This window comes from Nocardioides sp. Z21_20 (assembly GCF_059766585.1).
Genome location: NZ_JCBAJX010000008.1, coordinates 77576 through 101823 on the forward strand (window position 1 = coordinate 77576; position 24248 = coordinate 101823).

General features: G+C 72.3%; 17 protein-coding genes. 12 read left to right on the plus strand and 5 right to left on the minus strand.

The genetic code is table 11. From position 1 onward, the window contains the following. Nucleotides 1-10: 10 nt before the first annotated feature. Entirely contained in the window at nucleotides 11-1459 is a 1449-nt protein-coding gene (locus AC6EH9_RS13680; RefSeq protein WP_498423909.1) for a cytochrome ubiquinol oxidase subunit I, read from the minus strand. Nucleotides 1460-1677: 218 nt separating this feature from the next. On the opposite strand from AC6EH9_RS13680, the gene AC6EH9_RS13685 reads away from it, so the two are divergent. From AC6EH9_RS13685 to AC6EH9_RS13720, 8 genes are all read left to right on the plus strand, one after another. Next, on the plus strand, nucleotides 1678-4314 hold the full coding sequence (locus AC6EH9_RS13685; RefSeq protein ID WP_498423910.1) for a DNA translocase FtsK: 2637 nt from the start codon (nucleotides 1678-1680) through the stop codon (nucleotides 4312-4314). After that, the gene (locus AC6EH9_RS13690; RefSeq protein WP_498423911.1) at nucleotides 4311-6287 is read left to right on the plus strand and encodes a helix-turn-helix domain-containing protein; all 1977 of its coding nucleotides are present in this window, start codon (nucleotides 4311-4313) and stop codon (nucleotides 6285-6287) included. The genes AC6EH9_RS13685 and AC6EH9_RS13690 overlap by 4 nt, the downstream gene beginning before the upstream one ends. Nucleotides 6288-6466: 179 nt before the next feature. Continuing rightward, nucleotides 6467-7882, plus strand: coding sequence for a 30S ribosomal protein S12 methylthiotransferase RimO (gene rimO, locus AC6EH9_RS13695; protein ID WP_498424022.1), 1416 nt, complete (start codon nucleotides 6467-6469; stop codon nucleotides 7880-7882). Then, complete coding sequence (gene pgsA, locus AC6EH9_RS13700) at nucleotides 7879-8484, plus strand: CDP-diacylglycerol--glycerol-3-phosphate 3-phosphatidyltransferase (RefSeq protein ID WP_498423912.1); 606 nt, start codon at nucleotides 7879-7881, stop codon at nucleotides 8482-8484. The genes rimO and pgsA overlap by 4 nt, the downstream gene beginning before the upstream one ends. 214 nt (nucleotides 8485-8698) lie before the next feature. Then, nucleotides 8699-10906 carry a bifunctional metallophosphatase/5'-nucleotidase gene (locus AC6EH9_RS13705; protein ID WP_498423914.1) on the plus strand — a complete coding sequence of 736 codons (2208 nt, stop codon included), beginning with the start codon at nucleotides 8699-8701 and terminating at the stop codon, nucleotides 10904-10906. A gap of 105 nt (nucleotides 10907-11011) precedes the next feature. After that, nucleotides 11012-13858 (plus strand): ExeM/NucH family extracellular endonuclease, encoded by a 2847-nt coding sequence (locus tag AC6EH9_RS13710; RefSeq protein WP_498423916.1) that lies wholly within the window; start codon nucleotides 11012-11014, stop codon nucleotides 13856-13858. Nucleotides 13859-13951: 93 nt separating this feature from the next. Further along, a complete protein-coding gene (locus AC6EH9_RS13715; RefSeq protein ID WP_498423917.1) occupies nucleotides 13952-14470 on the plus strand; it encodes a CinA family protein in 519 nt (172 codons plus the stop codon). Between the two features lie 59 nt (nucleotides 14471-14529). Continuing rightward, on the plus strand, nucleotides 14530-14862 hold the full coding sequence (locus tag AC6EH9_RS13720; protein WP_498423918.1) for a helix-turn-helix domain-containing protein: 333 nt from the start codon (nucleotides 14530-14532) through the stop codon (nucleotides 14860-14862). 19 nt (nucleotides 14863-14881) lie between these two features. Here AC6EH9_RS13720 and AC6EH9_RS13725 read toward each other — a convergent pair whose 3' ends face one another. Both AC6EH9_RS13725 and AC6EH9_RS13730 read right to left on the minus strand, forming a co-directional pair. Then, nucleotides 14882-15679, minus strand: coding sequence for a DNA-formamidopyrimidine glycosylase family protein (locus AC6EH9_RS13725; protein WP_498423920.1), 798 nt, complete (start codon nucleotides 15677-15679; stop codon nucleotides 14882-14884). Further along, nucleotides 15672-20234, minus strand: coding sequence for an ATP-dependent helicase (locus AC6EH9_RS13730; RefSeq protein ID WP_498423922.1), 4563 nt, complete (start codon nucleotides 20232-20234; stop codon nucleotides 15672-15674). Before AC6EH9_RS13730 ends, AC6EH9_RS13725 begins: the two co-directional genes overlap by 8 nt. Before the next feature lie 102 nt (nucleotides 20235-20336). Between AC6EH9_RS13730 and AC6EH9_RS13735 the strand changes: the two genes are divergently transcribed. From AC6EH9_RS13735 to AC6EH9_RS13745, 3 genes are read left to right on the plus strand one after another with little or no spacing between them, the layout of a single operon-like run. Then, nucleotides 20337-21272 (plus strand): ABC transporter ATP-binding protein, encoded by a 936-nt coding sequence (locus AC6EH9_RS13735; RefSeq protein ID WP_498423923.1) that lies wholly within the window; start codon nucleotides 20337-20339, stop codon nucleotides 21270-21272. Next, nucleotides 21272-22063, plus strand: a complete 792-nt coding sequence (locus tag AC6EH9_RS13740; RefSeq protein WP_498423924.1) for an ABC transporter permease — start codon at nucleotides 21272-21274, stop codon at nucleotides 22061-22063. Before AC6EH9_RS13735 ends, AC6EH9_RS13740 begins: the two co-directional genes overlap by 1 nt. After that, nucleotides 22063-22866 carry an ABC transporter permease gene (locus AC6EH9_RS13745; RefSeq protein ID WP_498423926.1) on the plus strand — a complete coding sequence of 268 codons (804 nt, stop codon included), beginning with the start codon at nucleotides 22063-22065 and terminating at the stop codon, nucleotides 22864-22866. Before AC6EH9_RS13740 ends, AC6EH9_RS13745 begins: the two co-directional genes overlap by 1 nt. Nucleotides 22867-22873: 7 nt before the next feature. Here the strand turns inward: AC6EH9_RS13745 and AC6EH9_RS13750 are convergent, their stop codons facing one another. After that, nucleotides 22874-23383 carry a GNAT family N-acetyltransferase gene (locus AC6EH9_RS13750; RefSeq protein ID WP_498423927.1) on the minus strand — a complete coding sequence of 170 codons (510 nt, stop codon included), beginning with the start codon at nucleotides 23381-23383 and terminating at the stop codon, nucleotides 22874-22876. Nucleotides 23384-23494: 111 nt separating this feature from the next. Here AC6EH9_RS13750 and AC6EH9_RS13755 point away from each other — a divergent pair, with 111 nt between their 5' ends. After that, nucleotides 23495-23686: a DUF3046 domain-containing protein gene (locus tag AC6EH9_RS13755; RefSeq protein ID WP_498423928.1), complete on the plus strand. Its 192-nt coding sequence runs from the start codon at nucleotides 23495-23497 to the stop codon at nucleotides 23684-23686. 23 nt (nucleotides 23687-23709) lie between these two features. Here AC6EH9_RS13755 and AC6EH9_RS13760 read toward each other — a convergent pair whose 3' ends face one another. Further along, nucleotides 23710-24135, minus strand: a complete 426-nt coding sequence (locus AC6EH9_RS13760) for an organic hydroperoxide resistance protein (RefSeq protein WP_498423929.1) — start codon at nucleotides 24133-24135, stop codon at nucleotides 23710-23712. Nucleotides 24136-24248 lie beyond the last annotated feature (113 nt).

Consider the following 24248-nt stretch of genomic DNA (forward strand, 5'->3'; position numbering starts at 1 on the left):
GGCGATGTCCTCAGTAGGCGAAGGTCAGGGGAGCGTCGTCGTCGGCCGGGGTGTTGCCGGGGTCCGGCGGCTCCTGGAACTCGGGGGCACCGGCCTTCACGTACTTCAGGGTGAGCCCGATCTCGATCACGGCGAGGACCGCGTAGACCAGCGTCAGCGAGAGCAGCGAGATCCAGGCCTCGGTGGTGCTGACGCCCGGGGACACGGCGTTCCCCACGGTCATCAGCCCGTACACCACCCACGGCTGGCGGCCGAGCTCGGTGAACAGCCAGCCCCACGAGTTCGCGAAGACCACGGCGAGCGGGAGCACGACGGCCAGCCGCGCCCACCACACGTTGTTGGGCACCCGGCCCTTGCGGGTCGCCCACAGGATCAGCGCGGCACCGGCGGCGGCGAAGACGCCGAGCCCGATCATGAACCGGAAGCTCCAGTAGGTCACCGGGATCGAGGGGACGTAGTCGCCGGCGTGGTAGTACGCCGCGCCCGGGTCCTGGCCGAACTCCTCGGCGTAGGTCTCGCGCAGCTCGTTGATGCCCTGGACCTCGCCGTCGAAGCTGCCGGTGCCCAGGTAGCTCAGCAGACACGGCACGGTGAGCGCGAACTTCTCCTCCTTGCCGTCGGGGGTGCCGACGGTGAAGATCGAGAACGGCGCGCAGCTCTCGGCGGTCTCGTAGAGGCCCTCCGCGGCCGCCATCTTCATCGGCTGGACCTCGGTCATCACCTTGCCCTGCAGGTCGCCGGTGACGGCGACGCCGAGCCCGGCGATCAGCGTGACCAGGGCGCCGGCGCGGATGCCGATCCGGTACATCGGGCGGTCGCCCTCGGCGGTCTTGCGGCGCAGGTAGAGCCAGGCGCTGACGCCGAGCACGAAGGCGCCGCCGGTCATGGTCGCCGCGGCCATCACGTGCGGGAACGTCACCAGCTGGACCTTGTTGAACATCACCGCCCAGAAGTCGACCAGCTCCGCGCGGCCGTTCTCGGCGCTGTACTCGTAGCCGACCGGGTGCTGCATCCAGGAGTTGGCGGCGAGGATGAAGTACGCCGAGAACGCGGTGCCGAGGTGCACCATCCACATGGTGGCGCAGTGCAGGCCACGGGGGAGCTTGTCCCAGCCGAAGATCCACAGCCCGAGGAAGGTGGACTCCAGGAAGAAGGCCAGCAGGCCCTCGATGGCCAGCGGGGCGCCGAAGATGTCACCGACGAAGCGGCTGTAGTCGGACCAGTTCATCCCGAACTGGAACTCCTGGACGATGCCGGTGACCAGGCCGAGCGCGAAGTTGATCAGGAACAGCGTCCCGAAGAACTTGGTCAGGCGCAGGTACTCGGGCCTCTTCTTGAACACCCACAGCGTCTCGAAGGACGCGACGATGGCCGAGAGGCCGATCGTGATGGGGACGAAGAGGAAGTGGTAGACGGTGATGATGCCGAACTGCCATCGGGCAATCTCGAGAACGTCCAAGGCGCTTCTTCTTTCGGCTGCGGGACAGAGGCCCGTGTGGTTGGCGTGCGAGCGGAACTTCGCCGGAGCTTCATCGACGCTATGACTGGGCCTGCCCGGTCTGCAGGGTCGGTCGTCACTGCGCCATGGGTCGAACGTCCCGAATAAGCACGGGGATGCCTCGCGACACGCTCCATGTGAAGCGTGATGCGCGTGTGACTTTCACCTAGGGTCAGAGCATGGCGACCCGTACGTCTTCCCCGCCGGGGTCGCGGAGCTCGAGCACGTCCCGAGGCAGCAGCACCAAGAGTGCGGCCAAGGGCGGTTCGAGCACCCGATCCAGGAGTACCGGAAGCACCCGATCCACCGCATCGCGCGGAAAGTCCGGCGCGAGCGGCAAGCGCGCTCCGGCGCGCCCGGCGCCCCGGGCGGTCCGCAACGGGCCCGGTCCGGTGGCCCGGCTCTTCGGCGCGCTCGCCCGCGCCCTCGTCGCCACCTGGCTCGGCGTGGCCCACGGTGTCGGGTCGGTGGCCCGCAGCATCGGCCGCAGCGCCCGCGACCTGGAGCCCGAGCACCGTCGTGACGGCGCCGGCCTGCTGCTGCTCGGCGTCGCGCTGGTCGCCGCGGCCGCCGTCTGGTTCCAGCTGCCCGGCGGGTTCATGGAGGTCACCCGCACGATCGTCGCCGGCTCGGTGGGCAAGGTCGGCTGGCTGGTGCCGCTGATGCTCGTCTACGTGGGCTGGCGCAACATGCGCGACCCGGTGCACAACGGCCCCGCGGGACGCCAGGCCATCGGCTGGACCGCGCTCGGCTTCGGCGTGCTCGGCATCGTGCACATCGCCAACGGCAGCCCGCAGCCGGTGCGCGGGGACGCCAGCTCGCTGCAGGAGGCCGGGGGAGCGGTGGGCTTCGTCGTCTCGAGCCTGCTGCTCGACCTGCTCCGCACGCCGTACGTCGTGGTGCCGCTGCTGGTCCTGCTCGGGGTCTTCGGGGTCCTGGTGATCACCGCGACGCCGGTCTACCAGGTGCCGCACCGTCTCGCGGAGGCCCGCGACCGGCTCTTCGGCATCACCTACGACGAGGACGAGCAGCCCACCCAGCCGATGCGCACCCGCGGACGCCGCGGCGAGGACGACGACGAGATCGACCCCGAGCGCGGCGACCCCGCCTACGACACCCCGGTGCTCGAGGACCGCGAGGTCAGCAAGCGCCGGCGCAAGAAGGACGCGCTGGACGTGGCGCTGGCCGAGGGCGCCGGGCCGGCGCCGGCCGTCGACGTGATGGCCACGCCCGCCTCGGCCCCGCACGCGCCCGAGACCCCGCTCGTCGAGGACAAGCACGAGCTGGTCCCGCCGCCGCACTCCCCGCTGCCCGCCCGCGTCGAGCAGCTGTCGCTGTCCGGCGACATCGCCTACACGGTGCCCGCCAACGACCTGCTCCAGCCCGGCTCGCCGCACAAGCCGCGCTCGAAGGCCAGCGACGACGTGGTCGAGCGGCTGACCACGGTGCTCGACGAGTTCGGCATCGACGCCCAGGTCACCGGCTACACCCGCGGCCCGACCGTCACCCGCTACGAGGTCGAGGTCGGCCCCGCGGTGAAGGTGGAGAAGGTCACCGCGCTGTCGAAGAACATCGCCTACGCGGTCGCCTCCGCCGACGTGCGGATCCTCAGCCCGATCCCCGGCAAGTCCGCGATCGGCATCGAGATCCCCAACCGCGACAAGGAGATCGTCACCCTCGGCGACGTGCTCCGCTCGAACGTCGCACGCAACGACCACCACCCGATGGTGGTCGGACTCGGCAAGGACGTCGAGGGCGGGTTCGTGGTCGCCAACCTGGCGAAGATGCCGCACATGCTGGTCGCCGGCGCCACCGGCTCGGGCAAGTCGTCGTTCATCAACTCGATGATCACCTCGCTGCTGATGCGCTCGACCCCCGACGAGGTGCGGATGATCCTGGTCGACCCCAAGCGGGTCGAGCTGAACATCTACGAGGGCATCCCGCACCTGATCACCCCGATCATCACCAACCCCAAGAAGGCCGCCGAGGCACTGGCCTGGGTCGTGCGCGAGATGGACCTGCGCTACGACGACCTGGCCAACTTCGGCTTCCGCCACGTGGACGACTTCAACAAGGCGGTCCGCGCGGGCAAGGTCGAGGTGCCGCCGGGCAGCGAGCGCGAGCTCACGCCGTACCCGTACCTGGTGGTGGTCGTCGACGAGCTCGCCGACCTGATGATGGTCGCGCCCCGCGACGTCGAGGACGCGGTCGTCCGGATCACCCAGCTGGCGCGCGCCGCCGGCATCCACCTGGTGCTGGCCACCCAGCGTCCCTCGGTCGACGTGGTGACCGGCCTGATCAAGGCCAACGTGCCCTCGCGGCTGGCGTTCGCCACGTCCTCGGTCACCGACAGCCGGGTCATCCTCGACCAGCCGGGCGCCGAGAAGCTGGTCGGCCAGGGTGACGGGCTGTTCCTGCCGATGGGCGCCTCCAAGCCGGTGCGCGTGCAGGGCTCGTGGGTCAACGAGGCCGAGATCGCGCAGGTCGTCAAGCACGTGCGCGGCCAGCTCGAGCCGAGCTATCGCGACGACGTCACCGCGCCGGCCTCGAGCAAGCGCGACCTCGACGACGACATCGGGGACGACCTCGACCTGGCCATCCAGGCCATCGAGCTCGTCGTCTCCACTCAGTTCGGATCGACCTCGATGCTCCAGCGCAAGCTCCGGGTGGGCTTCGCCAAGGCAGGTCGCCTGATGGACATCCTCGAGAGTCGCGGCGTGGTCGGGCCCAGCGAGGGCTCGAAGGCACGCGACGTGCTGGTCAAGCCCGACGAGGTCGACGGCGTCATCGCCATCATCCAGGGGGAACAACAGTGAGTGCAGCAGAAGCCCGGGACCACCGTCCGAACCGCGTCTTCGTCCCCGAGCCGCTGGTGGCCGTGGACGGGCACGCCGCCGAGCCCGGCGCTCAGCCGGCCGGGACCGAGGCGACGGCGGTGACGCCGCACGGGCCGCTCGGCGGCCAGCGCGAGGTGCCCGCCGTCGTCGAGGTGCGCCGCAACGCCGGCCTCTCGGCGCTGGTGGGCGCGACCGCCTCCGCGGTCGCGATCGCCTACCTGAGTCGCGCGGCCCAGACCGGTGCGGTCCTCGACTGGACGCTGGTGCTGGTGATGGGCGCGCTCGGCAGCATGCACCTGTGGAACTTCGTCGACTCCCGCACGCCGCTGCTGGTGGCCGACACGCACGGGGTGCGGATCCGGCTCGGGCGCACCTGGCGCGGGCTGCCGTGGGGCGCCCTGGACCGGGTCGAGCACTCGCCGCGCCGCGGGATCCTGCGCGACGGCCGGCTCGCGCTGGTGGCCCGCAGCCCCGAGCGCTTCCTCGAGGAGCTCGACGCCGCCGGACGGCGCCAGACCCGGGTCGCCACCCGCCTGCACGGCGCGCCCTTCGCGGTGCCGCTCGGCCTGGCCACCCGCGTGGTCGGCGCCGAGGGCGACCTCACGGTCGCCCTGGAGCGGCTCGCCGGTGCGTCGGTGAACGTCGTGGAGCTGGTGCCCGAGGTCGTCGTCGCCGACGAGCCGGACGCCGTCGCGGACACCCCTGATCACGAGCGGCGCGCCGACGCGGAGCCGGCGCCCGTCGACCGGTCCGAGCAGGCCACGACGCACCCCGAGGACGAGCCCACCGAGGCGCCGCTGTCGCGTCTGCGCCGACTCGGCCCGCTCGCGGCGCACGCCATCTCCCAGGCCGCCGCGCGGCTGCCGAGGCTGCCCGCGCGCGCCGACCAGGACGCCGACCAGGACGCCGACCAGGAAGCCGCCCAGGACGTGGGAAGCGAGGACCTGCGCGACGACGTGTCCCCGGACGCGGTCGCGCCGTCCAGCGAGCCGGTCGCGGGTCTCACCGCCAGCGCCACTCCGGCGCCGCTGCGCACCACCCGGGCCGGCGCGCGGGCGGAGGTCCACCGCGAGGCGAGCGTCCCCGCCGACGAGGCGCCCCAGGCGCGCGAGCTGCGCCGCCCCGGCAGCGTCAACCTGGTCGAGGACACCCAGGTGTGGGGTGACCGGGTCCGGCCGATCGCCACCGCCGGCGAGTCGGTCGAGCCGCTGGTCATCGACGACTTCGCGGTCGAGCCGGCGGAGGACCCGGTGATCGGGCCCGAGCTGTGCGCGGCTCGCACCCGGCTCTCGCTCACCGTCGACCAGCTCGCGGAGCGGACCCGGATCCGCCCGCACGTGATCGAGTCGATCGAGGTCGACGACTTCGCGCCCTGTGGTGGGGACTTCTATGCCCGCGGCCACCTGCGCACGCTGGCCCGGGTGCTAGGCGTGGACGCGGCGCCGCTGCTGGCGTCGTACGACGAGCGGTACGCCGACGCGCCGATCAACGCACGCCGGGTGTTCGAGGCGGAGCTGGCCACCGGGGCGCACGGGACCATCCGAGGGACGCGGGGCGGACCGAACTGGTCGGCGCTGATCGCCGCGATCATGGTCGTCGTGCTGGCCTGGTCGATCGCCCGTCTGGTGATGGACACCCCCGTCGAGCTGCAGCAGGCCCCCGGCCTGAACGGCTCGGTCGGCGGCGCGGCCCCCGCCTCGGTGCCGACCGTCCCGGTGGTGCTGCGTGCGACCAAGGGTGGGGCGCACCTCAAGGTCACCGGGGACGGCGGCGCCGTCGTCTGGGAGAGCGACCTGGCGATGGGGGAGGTCAAGCGTCTGCGGGTGGCCCCTCCGGTGCGCATCTCGGCCACCGACGCCGGAGCGATCTCGGTCACCGTCGACGGTGAGAAGCGCGGCACGCTCGGGCGGCCGGGGCAGTCCGGTGAGGGTGTCTTCGTCGTTCGCCGCTGACGAGACCACCTGCCGCGCACGGTCGGGTGCGGCGCGCGTTTCGACTCGGCCGCGCCCGACCGCCATACTCGGATACGACTATGACGACTGAAGCCACCGCCCTCCCGACTGTCCACGTGCCCACCCAGCCCGCTGCTGAGGTCGGGGTCGCGCCGAACCGCACGCTGTTGTCGGTCGCGATGGTGACCCTGGGCTGCGCACGCAACGAGGTCGACTCCGAGGAGCTGGCCGGCCGGCTCGAGGCCGACGGCTTCCGCCTGGTCGACGACCCGGCCGAGGCCGACACCGTGGTGGTCAACACCTGCGGCTTCGTCGAGGCCGCCAAGAAGGACTCCGTGGACACCCTGCTGGAGGCCGCGGACCTCAAGGAGTCCGGTCGCCCGCAGGCCGTCGTGGCGGTCGGCTGCCTGGCCGAGCGGTACGGCAACGAGCTGGCCGAGTCCCTGCCCGAGGCGGACGCGGTGCTCGGCTTCGACGACTACCCCGACATCGCCGCCCGGCTGCGCTCGATCGTCGCCGGCGAGACCCACCACGCGCACACCCCTCAGGACCGGCGCCGGCTGCTGCCGATCTCCCCGGTCGAGCGCGACGCGAGCACGCTCAGCGTCCCCGGCCACGCGGTGACCGACCTGCCGGACGGGGTCGCCCCGGTCAGCGGGCCCCGCGCCATGCGGCGCCGCCTGGAGGGCGGTCCGATGGCGCCGCTCAAGCTGGCCAGCGGCTGCGACCGACGCTGCACCTTCTGCGCCATCCCCAGCTTCCGCGGATCGTTCGTCAGCCGCCGCCCCAGCGACGTGCTCCAGGAGGCCCAGTGGCTGGCCACCCAGGACGTCCGCGAGCTGTTCCTGGTCAGCGAGAACTCCACGTCCTACGGCAAGGACCTCGGCGACCTGCGCCTGCTCGAGACGATGCTCCCCGACCTCGCCGCGATCGAGGGCATCGCCCGGGTGCGGGTCTCCTATCTCCAGCCCGCCGAGACCCGGCCCGGTCTGATCGAGGCGATCGCCTCCACCCCCGGCGTGGTGCCCTACTTCGACCTGTCCTTCCAGCACGCCAGCGCCACGGTGCTGCGCCGGATGCGCCGCTTCGGCGACCCTGACAGCTTCCTCGGGCTGCTCGAGCAGATCCGCGCGCTCGCGCCGCAGGCCGGCATCCGCTCCAACGTGATCGTCGGCTTCCCCGGCGAGACCGAGGACGAGCTGCAGACCCTGTGCGACTTCCTGGAGGCCGCGCGCCTCGACGTGACCGGCGTCTTCGGCTACTCCGACGAGGACGGCACCGAGGCCGCGACGTACCAGGCGAAGCTGGACGAGGACGAGGTCCGCGCCCGCACCGAGCACGTCACCGGGCTCGTCGAGGAGCTCAACGCCCAGCGCGCCGAGGAGCGGATCGGCGAGCGGGTCGAGGTGCTCGTGGAGTCGCTCGAGGACGGCGTGGTGGAGGGGCGAGCCGCCCACCAGGGCCCGGAGGTGGATGGGACGACGCTGCTCGAGGGCGCGCCGCACGACGTACGCATCGGCGACCTGGTGAGCGCCACGGTGATCGACACCGAGGGCGTCGACCTGGTCGCCCAGGTGGACGGGGGCCGGGGATGACCGAGACCAGCGCCGCCACCACCAACTGGAACCTGCCCAACGCGCTGACCACCCTGCGCATCGTGATGGTGCCGTTCTTCGGCTGGGCCCTGCTCGCCGACGGCGGCGACTCGGTGCTGTGGCGCACGGTGGCCTTCGTCATCTTCGGGCTGGCCATGCTCACCGACAAGATCGACGGTGACATCGCCCGGGCCCGCAACATCGTCACCGACTTCGGCAAGATCGCGGACCCGATCGCGGACAAGGCGATCACCGGGATGGCGCTGATCGGGCTCTCGGTGGTCGGCGAGGTCTGGTGGTGGGTCACCATCGTCGTGCTGCTGCGCGAGTGGAGCGTGACGCTGCTGCGGCTCTCGGTGCTGAAGTCCGTGGTGATCGCGGCCAGCCAGAGCGGCAAGATCAAGACCACCCTGCAGGCCGTGGCGCTGGGCGGGCTGTCGCTGCCGCTGCTGCATCTCGACGGCGCGATGGAGTCGGTCGGCGAGGTGCTGTTCTACGCGTTCCAGGTGTGCCTGGCGGGCGCGGTGGCGATGACGATGTGGTCGGGCTACGAGTTCTTCCGCGACGTGTGGCGCCAGCGCCACCAGCTGCGCCGGCGCTGAGCCGGAGCTTCTCCGGGCACGTGTTCGGACCACGAACTTTCCGTCATGCAATCGACACCCGAAAGCACCTTTTCGGTACGCCTCGCGGCGTTATGGTGACCGCGCTCCACCCTCCGCGCGAATCGCCTTCTGGAAAGGTTTTGCCTTGTACTCCAGCCACTCATCGCCGGGTAGCAGCCCGGCACGACGGGGTCTTCGGGCCCTGACCGCGGGGGTGGGGCTCAGCCTCGTCGCCGCGCCCCTGACCGTCTTCATGGCGCCGGCGCAGGCCGCCGACCCGGTCGAGATCACCCTGCTGAACATCAACGACTTCCACGGCCGCATCGACGCCAACACGACGAAGTTCGCCACCACCGTCGAGCGGCTGCGCGCCACCGGGGGAGAGGACAGCACGGTCCTGCTCTCGGCCGGCGACAACATCGGTGCTTCGCTGTTCGCCTCCAGCCACCAGGACGACCAGCCGACCCTCGACGTGCTGAACGCGCTCGACCTCGCCACCTCCGCGGTCGGCAACCACGAGTTCGACAACGGGTTCGACGACCTGACCGGCCGTGTCACGGACGCGGCGCAGTGGGACTACCTCGGCGCCAACGTCTACACCAAGGGCACCACGACCCCGGCACTCGAGGAGTTCGCGCTGGTCGAGGCAGGCGGACTGACCGTCGGCGTCATCGGCACCGTGACCGAGGAGACCCCCGCCATGGTCTCTCCCACGGGCGTGCAGGGTCTGACCTTCGGGGACCCGGTGGTCGCCACGAACCGGGTCGCCGCCCAGCTCTCCGACGGCAACGAGGACAACGGCGAGGCCGACGTCATCGTCGCCGAGTACCACGAGGGCGCCGGCGCCGGCACCCCCGACAACAGCACGCTCGAGCAGGAGGTCGCCGCCGGCGGCACCTTCGCCGACATCGTCACGAAGACCTCCGCCGACGTGGACGCCATCTTCACCGGACACACCCACAAGCAGTACGCCTGGGTGGCTCCCGTCCCCGGCGCCGCCGGCAAGACCCGGCCGGTGCTGCAGACCGGCTCGTACGGCGAGAACATCGGCCAGATCACCCTGACGGTCGACTCCGTGACGGGTGAGGTCTCGGCGCACACCCAGCAGAACGTCGCCCGCGTCGCGACCGAGGACCTGAGCTTCCCCCGGGTCGCCGAGGTCAAGACGATCACCGACGCCGCCCTGGCGGAGGCCGCGGAGGTGGGCAACCAGCCGATCGGCGCGATCACCGGCGACGTCACCACCGCCTACGTCGGCGGCAGCCGCGACGACCGGGCCTCGGAGTCCACGCTCGGCGGCCTGGTCGGCAACGCCCTGCGCGACGGCATCGACTTCGCCGAGGTCGACCTGGGCATCACCAACCCCGGCGGCCTGCGCGCGGAGCTGCTGTACGCCGGGAACACGGCCGCCAACCCCGCGAACGGCGACGGTGTGGTCACCTACGCCGAGGCCAACGCGGTGCTGCCGTTCAACAACACGGTCGCGCTGGTCGAGATGACCGGCGCTCAGATCAAGGCCGTGCTGGAGCAGCAGTGGCAGACCGACGCCGCAGGCGCGGTCCCCTCGCGGCCCTACCTGCAGCTGGGGCTGTCCGACAACGTGCGGGTCACCGCCGACTCGGCCAAGCCGGCCGGGCAGCGGATCACCTCGATCTGGCTCGACGGCAAGCCGATCGACCCGGCCGCGACGTACACCGTCTCGACGCTGTCGTTCCTCGCGGCGGGCGGCGACAACTTCCGGGCGTTCACGTCCGGGACGATGACCGACACCGGTCTGCTCGACGCCGACATGTGGCGTGCCTACCTCAGGGACAACTCCCCGATCACGCCCGACTTCGCGCGCCAGCAGGTCGAGGCGTCCGGCCTGCCCGCCTCCGTGCGGAGCGGCTCGGCGGTCAAGTTCACCCTGTCGAAGCTCGACCTGACCTCGCTGGGCAGCCCGGCGAACACCTCGCTCGAGGTCTTCGCCGTGACCGGTGAGGACCGGGTCCCGGTGGCCAAGGACATCGCCGTCACCGCCGGCTCCGCCGACGTGGCCTTCACCGTGCCTCACACGGTGCGTGCCTCGACGGTGATCGAGATCGTGGCCCAGCCCTCGGGCACGACCGTCTCGGTGCCCGTCGAGAAGGTCAAGGTCTCCTCGGCCCTGCAGGTCAAGAAGCCGGCCAACAAGGTCCGCGCCAAGAAGAGCCGCCCGACGTTCCGGGTCAACGTGGCCGCAGCGGGTGTCTCGGCCACCGGCAAGGTCACGCTGCGCACCGGCGGCAAGCTCTACACGCGACGCGTCGTGGACGGCGTCGCCACCTTCACGGTGCGCCCCTACGCCGCCCGCGGCATGAAGACGGTCACCGTGCGCTACTTCGGCGACGAGTCGGTCAAGGCGAGCAAGAAGGTCGTCCGCATCCACGTGCGACGCCGCTGAACCCCGCGCGGGGGCCGGCCACGGCCGGTCCCCGCGCCCCGGCGGCTCCGGACCCTTGCCCGGCGTCGTCGTTCCCCGCATCTCCCTCTTTCGAAGGGCCCTTTCATGTCCTCAACCCGGAAGCGAATCACCGTGGGCGTCGCCCTCGGTTTCGCGGTCACCGGTCTCGTCACTCCCACGGCTGCGGCCGACCCCGCCGGTACCGGCCTCGTGATCAGCGAGGTCTACGGCGGCGGCGGCAACAGCGGTGCCACCCTCAAGAACGACTTCATCGAGATCTACAACCCCACCGACGCCGCCATCTCGGTGGCCGGCTGGTCGGTCCAGTGGCGCAGCGGCACCGGCACGGCCGCCGCCACCGGGGTCACGCCGCTGACCGGGAGCGTGCCGGCCAAGAGCCACTTCCTCGTCGGCCAGGGCCCCGGTGCCGGCGGAACCGTCGAGCTGCCCACCCCGGACGTCGCCGGCTCGATCAACATGGGCGGCTCCAACGGCACGGCCATGCTGGTCAGAAACACGACCCCGGTGAACCCCGGGACCGGTGCCTTCGCCACGGCCGGTCACAGCACCGTGGTGGACCTCGTGGGGGTCGCCAGCAACGTCTTCGAGACCACCGCGGCTCCGGCGATGAGCAACTCCACCTCGGTCAGCCGCTCGGCCACCGGCAGCGACACCGACGTCAACAGCGCAGACTTCACGGCGAACACGCCCACGCCCCAGAACTCGGGCGCCGGCGGCGGGAGTGAGCCTCCCGTGGAGACCCCGGACCCGGTGGCCGCCAGCATCGCGCAGATCCAGGGTCCGGGCATGGCCAGCCCGCTGGCGGGCACCACGGTCGTCACCACCGGTGTGGTCACCGCGGCGTACCCCACCGGCGGGCTCAACGGCTTCTACCTCCAGAGGCCCGGCTCCGGCGGCGCGGACGTGGACCTGTCCACCCGCACCTCGTCCGAGGCCGTCTTCGTCTACCAGGAGGCCTCAGCACGACCCGTGACCGTCACACCGGGCGACTTCGTGCAGGTGACCGGCACCGTGGCGGAGTACAACGGGATGACCCAGGTGAGCGTGACGGCCTCGGCCGACATCGCCAAGCTCACCGACGTGGTCGACCCGGTGGTGCCCACCACCACCGAGTGGCCCACGACGCGGGAGGAGAAGGAGCTCCTCGAGGGGATGCTCTACGCGCCCGCTGGCGACTTCACCGTCACCAACACCTACAACACCAACCAGTTCGGTGAGCTCGGGCTGGCCCAGGGCGACCAGCCGCTGATCCAGCCCACCGAGGTGGCGGACGCGCAGGACACCGCCGCGATCCAGGCGCTCGAGGCCGACAACACGGCGCGGGCCATCCAGCTCGACGACGCCTCGTCGGTGAACTTCTCCTCGGCGTCCAACAGCGGCCTCACCCCGGCCTACATCTCCCACGACAAGCCGGTTCGGGTCGGCGCCGGTGTCACCTTCACCGCGCCGGTGATCTTCACCGAGGGCGGCTCGGCCACCGCGCCGACCTACCGGTTCCAGCCGCTGGCGCCGGTGATCGGCCCGGACAACGCCGCCTCCCCGGCCACCTTCGAGAACACCCGCACCGCCGCACCCGATGAGGAGCGCCTCGACCCGGCCGGCAAGGCGGACGTCAAGGTCGCCTCGTTCAACGTGCTGAACTACTTCACCACCCTCGGGGACGCCGACGACGACAACGTCGGTGACGGCGGCTGCGTGGCCTACAAGGACCGTGCGGGCGACGGCACCAACGTCAGCGGTGGTTGCGACCAGCGCGGCGCCTGGGACCCGGAGGACCTCGAGCGTCAGCAGATCAAGATCGTCAAGGCGATCAACGCGCTCGACGCCGACGTGGTCGGCCTGATGGAGATCGAGAACTCGCTGAAGCTCGGTGAGAGCGCCGACGAGGCCACCGAGACCCTGGTCGCCGCGCTCAACGCCGACGCCGGGCGGGCGGTGTGGGCGGCGAACCCGTCCTCCAGCGACCTCCCACCGGCGGCGGAGATGGACGTCATCTCCAACGCGATCATCTACAAGGCCGACTCGGTCAAGCGCGTCGGGGCCGCTCGTGCGCTCGGCGAGCTGAGCGGCACCGGCGAGGCGTTCGACAACGCCCGCGAGCCGATCGCCCAGGCCTTCGCCCCGGTGAAGGGCGGCGAGCCGTTCCTGCTCGTGGTCAACCACTTCAAGTCCAAGGGCTCCGGCGTCGACGACGGCACCGGGCAGGGCAACGCCAACCCGGACCGCATCGCCCAGGCGACGGCGCTGCGCGACTGGATCCCGACCGTGCAGACGGCGCTCGGGGTCGAGGCGGTGCTGCTGGCCGGCGACTTCAACTCCTACGCGATGGAGGACCCGCTGCAGGTGCTCGGCGACGCCGGCTACCAGAACGTGGCCACGGAGTTCGCCGCCGACGAGTACTCCTACTCGTTCTCCGGTCTGTCGGGTTCGCTGGACCACGTCCTCGCGAACGCCGCGGCGATGAAGGCCGCCACCGGCGCCGACATCTGGAACATCAACTCCGGTGAGGCCCTCCCGCTGGAGTACAGCCGGTTCAACTACCACGGCACCGACTTCCACCAGCCGACGCCGTTCCGGTCCTCCGACCACGACCCGGTGATCCTCGGGCTGGACCTCCTCCCCGATGCCGTGGCCAAGGTGAAGTCCGTGACGTCGCTCAAGGTCCTCACGCGCCGGGTGGTCGCGAAGCGGACCCGCCCGTTGGTGCGGATCAACGTCCGGGCGGCCGGCGTCGTGCCGACCGGCAAGGTCATCATCCGGGTCGCCGGGCGGGACGCCCGCACGGTGACCCTGCGCCAGGGCAAGGCGCTGGTCCGGCTGGCGAAGTTCGGCCGGCCCGGTCGCAAGACGGTCAAGGTGACCTACCTGGGCGCCGGGAACGTCAAGCGCAGCACGAAGACGGTCACCTTCCGGGTGGTGCGTCGCAGGTAGTCCACTCACTGCGCACAGGGGGCCGTCCTTCGGGGCGGCCCCCTGTTGCGTAGCCCACGTTTGGGGTCGGGGCCCTCTGGCAACATTCCCGCGGTGAGCAACTCGGAGGGTCCACGCGACGTGGCCATCGCCGCACTGGCGGCCAATCTGCACGTGCTGCTGCAGGAGCGTGAGGAGACCGTGGTGACGGCCGAGTCGCTGACCGGCGGCCTGCTCGCGTCCCTGCTCACCGACGCCCCCGGGGCCTCGCAGGTCTACCTCGGTGGCGTGGTCTCCTACGCCACCGCGCTGAAGGAGAGCCTGCTCGGCGTGCCCCAGGAGCTGGTGGCCGAGCACGGCGTGGTCTCCGCCGAGTGTGCGCGCGCCATGGCCGACGGGGTACGCCGGCTCACCGGCGCCACGTACGCGCTCGCCACCACCGGCGTGGCCGGACCGGGCACGCAGGAGGACAAGGACGTGGGCACGGTCTTCGTGGCGGTCGCCGCTCCTGCGGGGACCACGGTCGTCCCGCTCTCCTTGGACGGGGACCGGCACGCGATCCGGGAGGGGACCTGTGCGGCCGCGCTGTCGGCGCTGTCTGCCATGCTGCACGAGTCGGCGGCTCCCGCCTGACCGGGAATCAACCCCCCTCGGGTAGCGTTGCCCCACTGACACGGAGAGGATGTGCGCCCATGGTGCTGTTTCGTCGGCTGCTCGGCGACGTGCTCCGCACGCAGCGGATGAAGCGCGGCATGACCCTGCGCGAGGTCTCCGCCGAGGCCCGGGTGAGCCTGGGCTACATCTCCGAGATCGAGCGCGGTCACAAGGAGGCCTCCTCCGAGCTGCTGGCCTCGCTGTGCGCGGCGCTGGACCTGCCGCTGTCGGAGGTGCTTCGCGACGTCAGCGACGCCATCGCCCTCGAAGAGGCCGCGATCGCGCTGGAGACCGCGCGCATCGAGATCCCGGCCGTCCCGGTCGCCGCGCGCCGCGGCACCACCGGCGACGTGGTCGCCTCCGCCGCCTGACCCGCCCGCACCGTCCGGGTCAGCCGGCGACCTCCGGTTGACAGCTCGGGCACCAGTACGACGCGCGCTCCCGGCCCGGCTCGCCGCGCATCGCCACCGCGATGCTCGTCGCGCAGCGGCGACAGGGCCGGCGATCACGTCGGTACACCCACATCCGCTCGCCCTGGCGCAGGCTGCCGGTGGTCGACTGCACCGAGCGCTCGGCGTTCACCTGGAGCATCTGGCGGGCCCGTCGCAGCAGCCGGAGCAGATCGGGCGCCTCGGCGACCGGGGTGTGCGGGTGCACGCCGGCGACGAAGCAGAGCTCGGCGGCGTACATGTTCCCGATTCCTGCCACGATGCCCTGGTCCAGCAGCGCCTCCACCACGGGCCGGTCCGGCTCCGCGCGCAGCCGGCGCAGCGCCTCGTCCTCGTCGAAGTCGCGGCCGAGCAGGTCGGGACCGAGGTGGCCGACCGCGTCCTGCTCGGCGTCGCGAGGCAGCAGTTCCACCACGCCGAGGGAGAAGCCGACGGCCTGTGCGCCCGGCACCGCGAGCACCGCCCGGGCCTGGTGGGCGGGGCGGCGCCAGCGCTCTCCGGCCCGGTAGACGTGCCAGCTGCCCTCCATCTTGAGGTGGGTGTGCAGCGTCCACGACTCGACGCCGTCGATCCGGGTCAACAGGTGCTTGCCCCGGGCGACGGTCTCGCTGACCCGGGCCCCGGACAGGTCGGCGGTGGCCAGCTCGGGCACCCGCAGGTCGGTGCTCAGCAGGTCTCGCCCGGACAGGGCTTGGTGCAGCCGCCGGGCGGTGCGGAGCACGGTGTCGCCCTCAGGCACGGATCCTCAGCCCTTTCGGGGTGGAGACGAACCCGGCGCTCTGCAGGGCCTCGCGCAGCGGCGTGGGCCCGGAGCCGAGCAGCGCGGCGCCGTCGGCCCGCTCGACGGTGAGCCGGCCCAGTGTGCCGCGGCGGGTGGCCTCGGCGAGCGCCCGGACGGCCGGGGTGAGCACCGCGACGTCGTCGGACCAGGTGAGCAGGGTGCGCCCGCCGCGTTCGACGTAGAGCACCAGCGCACCGTCGACGAGCACGGCCAGGGCGCCCGCCTTGCGTCCGGGGCGATGCCCCGCCCCGCCCTCGGTGGCGCTCTCCCGCTCGGGCCACGGCAGGGCGGCGCCGTAGGGGTTGGCGGGGTCGGTGGCGGCCAGGGCGACCGCGACCGGCTCGGCGCCCGGGGGGAGCTCGGCGAAGGTGCGCAGCCGGTCCACGGCGCCGGCGGTGCCGAACTGGGCGGCGCCCAGGCCGCTGACGAAGTAGCCGCGCCGGCACCGGCCCTGCTCCTCGAAGGCGGCCAGCACCTTGTAGACGCCGGCGAACCCCCCGGGAACCCGCTCGCTCATCACCGCACCGCGGATGACCACCCCGTGCCGGTCCAGCAGGTGCTCGGCGCCGGCGTGGGCGCGTCGGGTGGGATCGGGGTCGGTCGCCGGCAGCAGCGCCCAGCGTCCGGCCGTCTCTGGCGGACCGGTGCGCGAGGGCAGCCGGGTGCCGCGGGCGCCGGTCATCCGAGCGCGTGCCGGTGGCCGGCGTGAGCGGTGCGCCGGTGTGCCGCCCCGGGCGAGCGCGCGCAGCGGGGTGAGGGTGTCGTTGCTGACGCGGCCGGCCCAGACCAGCTCCCACAGCGCCGCCGCGAGCGCCTTGTCGTCGGTGGAGCCGACCGCGTCGGCGAGCTGGCGGAAGAACCACGCGCCGCCTGGCGCCAGCGCGTCCAGCACCGCCTGCTGCAGCACCGTGGTCTCCAGCGGCTCGGGGGCGGGCAACGTCAGGTGGGCCTGGTCGGCCAGGTGCAGCGAGACCCACCCGTCGGCTCCGGGCAGGGGTCCGTGCCCGGCCCAGAGCACCTCGCCCGAGGCGGTGAGCTCGTCGAGGTAGGAGGGCTGGTAGTCGCGCACCCGGGCCGCGAGGACCAGCGGCTCGAGCGCCGAGGCGGGCACTGCGCAGCCGGCCAGCTGGTCGACGGCCGCGACCACCCCGTCGATGCCGCGCAGCCCGCCGCGTGCGGTGGGGCTGACGTGCTGCCAGGCGAGCAGGAAGCGGCCGAGCGCCTCGGGCTCGACCGGCTCCACCTCCTTGCGCAGCCGGGCCAGCGAGCGGCGCCGGATCTTGCGCAGCACCTCGGCGTCGCACCACTCGGTGCCCGATCCCGCGGGGCGGAACTCGCCGTCCAGGACCCGCCCGGCGGCGCCGAGGCGCTGCAGCGTGTGCCGCACCACCGCCGGCCCCAGGCCGTAGCGGGCGGCCAGCTCCTCGACGGTGAACGGCCCGTGACTGCGGGCGTAGCGCGAGACCAGGTCGCCCAGCGGGTCCTCCACCGGGTCGGTGAAGACGTCCGGCGTGCCCGGCGGGACCGGCACCCCGAGCCCGTCGCGCAGCCGGGCGACGTCCTCGATGGCCGTCCAACGCTCCTCACCGGCCACCCGCACCTCGACCACGCGTCGTACGGCGTGCAGCTCGGCGAGCCAGGGCGAGGCGTCCTCGGCCACCGACCGCTCGGTCACCTCCGCGGTGGTCAGCGGACCCAGCAGCCGGAGCAGGTCCGCGACCCCCTCGGCGTCGCGGGCGCGGCGGTCCGGGGCGAGCCGCTGCAGCTCGGCCTCCACCTCCGCGAGCACCTCGGGGTCGAGGAGCTCGCGCAGCTCCGCGCGGCCGAGCAGCTCGGCGAGCAGGCCCTGGTCCAGGGAGAGCGCGGCGGCGCGGCGCTCGGCGATCGGGGAGTCGCCCTCGTAGAGGAACTGCGCGACGTAGCCGAAGAGCAGGGTGCGCGCGAACGGCGAGGGCGAGGTCGTCGCGACGTCGGAGACCACCACCTCGCGCCGGTCCACCCGCCGCATCAGCGCGACCAGCGCGGGCAGGTCGTAGACGTCCTGGAGGCACTCGCGCACCGCCTCCAGCACGATCGGGAAGCTGGGGTAGCGCGCGGCGACCTCGAGCAGCTGGGCCGAGCGCTGGCGCTGCTGCCACAGCGGGGAGCGCCGGCCGGGATCGCGGCGGGGGAGCAGCAGGGCCCGGGCCGCGCACTCGCGGAAGCGCGCGGCGAAGAGCGCGGACCCGCCGACCTCGGCGGTGACCAGGTCCTCGATCTCGTCGGGGGAGAACACGACCAGGTCGCCCGCCGGCGGCTCGGCGTCGGTGTCGGGGATCCGGATCACGATGCCGTCGTCGGAGGCCACCGCCTGCCCGTCCACCCCGTGGCGCTCGCGCAGCCGGGCGTTGATGGCCAGCGCCCACGGGGCGTGGACGGGGGTGCCGTAGGGGGAGTGCACGACCAGGCGCCAGTCGCCCAGCTCGTCGCGGAAGCGCTCCACGACCACGGACCGGTCGCTGGGCAGCACGTTGACGGCCTCCTGCTGCTCGCCCAGGTAGGCGACGAGGTTGGCGGCCGCCCACTCGTCCAGGCCGTCCTGCTGGGCCCGCTTGCCGGCCGTCTCGGGGGGCAGCGAGGCGAGCTCACGGGTGAAGGCGCCGATCGCCTCGCCCAGCTCGGCGGGGCGCCCCAGCGCGTCGCCCTTCCAGAACGGCAGCCGGCCCGGGACGCCGGGCGCCGGGGTGACCAGGACCCGGTCGTGGGTGATGTCCTCGATGCGCCAGCTGGTCGCGCCCAGCGCGAAGACGTCGCCGACCCTCGACTCGTAGACCATCTCCTCGTCGAGCTCGCCGACGCGTCGTCCCGGCCCCTCGCCGCCGAGGAGGAAGACGCCGTACAGGCCGCGGTCGGGGATGGTGCCGCCACTGGTCACCGCGAGCCGCTGGGCGCCGGGGCGTCCGGTGAGCCGGCCGGTCACCCGGTCCCAGACGATCCGCGGCCGAAGCTCGGCGAACTCGTCGGAGGGGTAGCGGCCGCTGAGCAGGTCCAGGGTCGCGTCGTAGGCGCTGCGCGGCAGCGAGGTGAAGGCGGCGCAGCGGCGGAACAGCTCGTAGAGCTCCTCGACGTCCCACGCCTCCAGCGCCGTCGCGGCGACCACCTGCTGGGCGAGCACGTCGAGCGGGTTGGCGGGCACGTGCAGGGACTCGATGGCTCCGCTGCGCATCCGCTCCACCGCCACCGCCGTCTGGGCGAGGTCGCCGCGGTGCTTGGGGAAGAGCACGCCGCGCGAGACCTCGCCGACCTGGTGCCCGGCCCGGCCGACCCGCTGCAGGGCGCTGGCCACCGAGGGCGGCGACTCGATCTGGATCACCAGGTCGACCGCGCCCATGTCGATGCCGAGCTCGAGGCTGCTGGTGGCCACCACGCAGGGGAGCCGGCCGCGCTTGAGGTCGTCCTCGATCAGCGCCCGCTGCTCCTTGGAGACCGAGCCGTGGTGGGCCTTCGCGATCACCGTCGCCGCGCCGTGGCTCTGGCCGGCCTGGGCCATCACCTGGGCCGGTGGCGCGGTGGGTGCGCGGACCGGGTCGCCGTCATCGTCGCCGTCGCGGGCGGCGGCGCGTTCGGCGGCGATCTCGTTGAGCCGGGCGGTGAGCCGCTCGGCGAGGCGGCGGGAGTTGGCGAAGACGATCGTGGAGCGGTGCTCCTCGACCAGGTCGACGACCCGCTCCTCGACGTGCGGCCACATCGAGGCACTGCGCTGCGGGTCCTCGGACTCCTCGTCGTACTCGCCGGGAGCGGACATGTCCTCCACCGGCACGACGACCTTCAGGTCCCAGCCCTTCTCCGAGGGCGGGGCGACGATCTCCACCGGGGCCGAGCCGCCGAGGAAGCGGGCCACCTCGTCGAGGGGCCGCACGGTCGCCGACAGCCCGATCCGCTGGGCCGGGCGCTCCAGCAGCGCGTCGAGGCGCTCCAGGGAGACCCCGAGGTGGGCGCCGCGCTTGGTGCCCGCCACCGCGTGCACCTCGTCGAGGATCACCGTCTCGACGCCGCGCAGCGACTCGCGCGCCTGCGAGGTCAGCATCAGGAACAGCGACTCCGGTGTGGTGATCATGATGTCCGGGGGAGCGCTGGCCAACCGGCGCCGCTCGGCGGCCGGGGTGTCGCCCGAGCGGACGCCGACGGTGACGTCGGGCACCGGCGAGCCGAGCCGGTCCGCGGTGTGCCGGATCCCGGTCAGCGGCGCGCGCAGGTTGCGCTCCACGTCGACCGCGAGCGCCTTGAGCGGCGACACGTAGAGCACCCGGCAGCGGTGCAGCCGGTCGGCGGGCGGCGGGCCGGTCATCAGCCGGTCCAGCGACCACAGGAACGCCGAGAGCGTCTTGCCCGAGCCGGTGGGCGCCACCACCAGGGCGTGCCGCCCGGCGCCGATCGCCTGCCACGCGCCGGCCTGGGCGGCGGTGGGCTCGGCGAAGGCGGCGGCGAACCAGGTGCGGGTCGCGTCGCTGAACCGGTCGAGTACGTCGGGCACGGCTCCATCCTGCCGGACGGCACCGACACGCCTCCGGGTCGCGCCCGGCCGCCCGCCGGAAACCACTTCACCTGGTCGGAGCCGCGCACTAGGGTCCGCGAGGTGGCTGAACTCCCGGAGTCGATGATCTACGCCCGCGACCTGCGCAAGTCGTTCGGCGAGCTGGAGGCGGTGCGCGGCATCGACGTCGACGTACGGCGCGGCGAGGCGTTCGGGTTCCTCGGGCCCAACGGCGCGGGCAAGTCCTCGGCGATGCGGATGATCGCGGCCGTCTCGCCACCCACCAGCGGGACGCTGCGGGTGCTGGGGCTGGACCCGACCACCCAGGGCCCCGCCGTGCGCGGGCGGCTCGGGGTGTGCCCGCAGGACGACACCCTCGACGCCGAGCTCAACGTGCGCGACAACCTGGTCATCTACGGGCGCTACTTCGGGTTGTCGCGGACCGAGGTTCGCGAGCGCGCCGATGAGCTGCTGGAGTTCGTCCAGCTCACCGACAAGGCCCGCAGCAAGGTCGAGGACCTCTCCGGCGGGATGAAGCGGCGCCTCACGATCGCGCGCTCGCTGATCAACCGGCCCGACCTGCTGCTCCTGGACGAGCCCACCACCGGGCTCGACCCGCAGGCCCGCCACGTGCTGTGGGATCGGCTGTTCCGGCTCAAGCAGGCCGGCGTGACGCTGGTGCTCACCACGCACTACATGGACGAGGCCGAGCAGCTGTGCGACCGGCTGGTGGTGATGGACAAGGGCCGGATCGTGGCCGAGGGCGCCCCGCTGAGCCTGATCCGTGAGCACTCCACCCGCGAGGTCGCCGAGCTGCGCTTCGGCATCGGCGAGCACGAGCGGCTCGCGGAGAAGGTCGCCGACCTGGGCGAGCGGGTCGAGGTGCTGCCCGACCGGCTGCTGGTCTACACCGCCGACGGCGAGGAGGTGGTGGCGAAGGTGCACGAGCGGGGGCTGCAGCCCGTCGCGGTGCTGGTGCGCCGCTCCACCCTGGAGGACGTCTTCCTGCGGATGACCGGCCGGACGCTGGTGGACTGATGGAGACGCTCAGCGCCCGCGAGGCGATCGCCCGGCAGGCCGACTACTGGCTCACGGTCTACAAGCGGACCTGGAAGGGCTCGGTGATCTCCTCGTTCGTGGCGCCGATGTTCTACGTGGTCGCGATGGGGGTGCTGCTCGGCGGCTACATCCAGGCCGACCCCGACCGGCTCGAGGGAGCCACGTCGTACCTGGCGTTCGTGGTGCCGGGGCTGGTGGCCAGCCACGCCATGCAGACGGCCGTGGGCGAGGTGACGTACCCGGTGATGTCGATGCTGAAGTGGCAGAAGGTCTACGACTCGATGCTGGCCACGCCGCTGCAGCCGCGCGACCTGGTCGCCGGCCATCAGCTCTTCGTGCTCTTCCGGCTGCTGACCACCTGCGCGGTCTACCTGCTCGTGCTGGCGCCGTTCGGGGTGTTCGCGACCTGGTGGGGAGCGGTGCTGGCGCTCGGTGCGCAGGTGCTGGTCGGGATGACCTTCTCGACGCTGGTCTACGCGCTGAGCGTGCGGATGCGCTCGGAGGAGGGCTACGGGCTGATCTACCGGCTCGGGGTGTTCCCGCTGTTCCTGTTCTCGGGGGCGTTCTTCCCGATCTCCAACCTCGGCGCCGTGCTGGAGTGGGTCGCCCGGCTCACCCCGCTGTGGCACGGGGTCAACCTCTCCCGGATGCTCACCCTGGACCAGGTGGACTGGCCGCTGGCGGCGGTCCACGTGCTGGTGCTGGGCGCGCTGACGGCGCTCGGCTGGCGGCTCTCGGTGACCGGGCTGAGCAGCAGGCTGGTGAGCTGATGCTGGAGTTCTCGCCCGGGCCCGTGCCGGCGCCGTTGAGCCCCTGGCGGGCCACCCGTCTGCTGGTGCTGCGCAACTACGTGGTCTACCGGCAGGCATGGAAGCTGTTCCTGACCGGCTTCCTGGAGCCGTTCTTCTACCTGCTCTCGATCGGCATCGGGGTGGGCCAGCTGATCGACACCTTCGAGTTCAACGGCGAGGTGATCGGGTACGCCGAGTTCGTGGCGCCCGGGATGCTGGCGGCCTCGGCGATGAACGGCGCGATGATGGACAGCACCTTCAACGTCTTCTTCAAGCTCAAGTACGCCAAGCTGTACGACCAGATGCTGGCCACCCCGCTGTCCACCTCCGACATCGCGCGCGGCGAGATCGCGTGGGGGCTGATCCGCGGGGCGAGCTACTCCGCGATGTTCCTGGTGGTGATGGTGGCGATGGGGCTGGTGGACACCTGGTGGGCGGTGCTGGCGCTGCCGGCGGCGGTGCTGCTGGGCTTCGCGTTCTCGGCTGTCTTCATGGCCGTGACCACGTGGTTCACCAGCTGGCAGGACTTCGACAAGGTGACGCTGGTGCAGCTGCCGCTGTTCCTGTTCTCGGCCACGTTCTTCCCGATCACCGCCTTCGACGGCGCGCTGCGCTGGGTGGTGGAGTGCACGCCGCTGTACCGGGGCGTGGTGCTGTGCCGCGAGCTGACCACCGGGGCGGTGACGAGCGCGTCCCTGGTCTCGGTGCTCTACCTGCTGGCGATGGGGGTGGCCGGGCTGTGGGTGGTCCGGCGGCGCCTGGACGGCCTCCTGCTGACCTGAGCGAGCCTCAGGGCAGGTTGATCAGCATCTTCTGGTACCAGGCCATGTCGATCCACTGGTCGAACTTGCGACCCACCTCCCGCATCACCCCGAGCTTCTCGAAGCCCACGGACTGGTGCAGCCGCTCGCTGGCCGGGTTCGGCAGCGCGACCGCGGCGATGGCGGTGTGCACCCCCGAGACCGCCATCGTCTGCAGCAGTGCGGGGTAGAGCAGTCTCCCGACGCCCTGGCCGCGCACCGAGCGGTCGAGGTAGATCGACGTCTCGCGGGTCAGGGAATAGGCAGGTCGCGGCCGGAACGACCACGAGTAGGCGTAGCCCACGACGGTGTCCGCGTCGCTCACCGCGACGAGCAGGTGGTCACCGGGGTGCTGGCCGTCCAGGCGCGCGCGCCAGTGGTCCATGTCGGGTGGCTCGAGGTCGAACGTGGTGGTGGAGTGCTCCACCGCGTGCGTGTAGATCGCCGAGATAGCGGCGAGATCGGATTCGGTCGCGGAGCGGGTCGAGAACTCGGCCATAGTCGCCATCCTCCCAGCACCGGGCGGCGCATGTGGCAGTGGCTGGAAGAATGCTCGTGTGCTCACCCCCGACTGCGCGTACCTGGCCCCCGTCCTGCCCAGGGACGCGCGATGAGGTTCACCGAGTTCTGGGGCCGCCTCGAGGAGGGCCTCGGCGTGCACGCCCCCACGTTCGCCGAACATCACGTGATCGGCGAGCTGGGCAACCGCACCGTCACCCAGGCGCTCGACGCCGGCGTACCGGCGAAGGAGGTCTGGGCGGCGGTGTGGCGCGACCAGCAGCTCCCCGAGACCCTGCGTTAGGGCCTGCGGCGCCCGGATGCGGCTCAGTCCTCGTCGTTGACGCTCAGCGTCACCTCGATGTTGCCGCGCGTGGCGTTGGAGTAGGGGCACACCTGGTGCGCCTGCTCGGCCAGCTTCTCCGCCTCCTCCAGGGACAGGTGGGGCAGGGTGACCTCCAGGGTCACGGCGAGCTGGAAGCCCCCGCCCTCGGCGGCGCCGATGCTGACGCGGGCGCCCACGGCGGAGTCGGTGACATCGGCCTCGGCGGCGCGGGCCACCATCTGCAGTGCGGAGTGGAAGCACGCCGCGTACCCGACCGCGAAGAGCTGCTCGGGGTTCGTCCCCTCGCCGCTGCCGCCCATCTCCTGGGGTACGGCGAGGTCGAGGTCCAGGCGGCCGTCGGGGGTGCTGCCGCGGCCGTTGCGGCCGGCTCCGGTGGCGAGGGCCTCGGCGGTGTAGAGCGCGTCCATGGGGGTCCTGTCCGTGAGGTGGTGGGCCGGGACCGACCCGCTCCCCAACGTATCCGGCGATTCAATTGCGCACAATGGAAAATCAACGAGCGACACGCGGGGGCGAGATTCTC

Coding starts and splice junctions, on each gene's coding strand:
- AC6EH9_RS13685 (WP_498423910.1), top strand. CDS start 1,678: ATGGCGACCCGTACGTCTTCCCCGCCGGGGTCGCGGAGCTCGAGCACG.
- rimO (WP_498424022.1), top strand. CDS start 6,467: ATGGTGACCCTGGGCTGCGCACGCAACGAGGTCGACTCCGAGGAGCTG.
- pgsA (WP_498423912.1), top strand. CDS start 7,879: ATGACCGAGACCAGCGCCGCCACCACCAACTGGAACCTGCCCAACGCG.
- AC6EH9_RS13710 (WP_498423916.1), top strand. CDS start 11,012: ATGTCCTCAACCCGGAAGCGAATCACCGTGGGCGTCGCCCTCGGTTTC.
- AC6EH9_RS13720 (WP_498423918.1), top strand. CDS start 14,530: ATGGTGCTGTTTCGTCGGCTGCTCGGCGACGTGCTCCGCACGCAGCGG.
- AC6EH9_RS13740 (WP_498423924.1), top strand. CDS start 21,272: ATGGAGACGCTCAGCGCCCGCGAGGCGATCGCCCGGCAGGCCGACTAC.
- AC6EH9_RS13745 (WP_498423926.1), top strand. CDS start 22,063: ATGCTGGAGTTCTCGCCCGGGCCCGTGCCGGCGCCGTTGAGCCCCTGG.
- AC6EH9_RS13750 (WP_498423927.1), bottom strand. CDS start 23,383: ATGGCCGAGTTCTCGACCCGCTCCGCGACCGAATCCGATCTCGCCGCT.
- AC6EH9_RS13755 (WP_498423928.1), top strand. CDS start 23,495: ATGAGGTTCACCGAGTTCTGGGGCCGCCTCGAGGAGGGCCTCGGCGTG.
- AC6EH9_RS13760 (WP_498423929.1), bottom strand. CDS start 24,135: ATGGACGCGCTCTACACCGCCGAGGCCCTCGCCACCGGAGCCGGCCGC.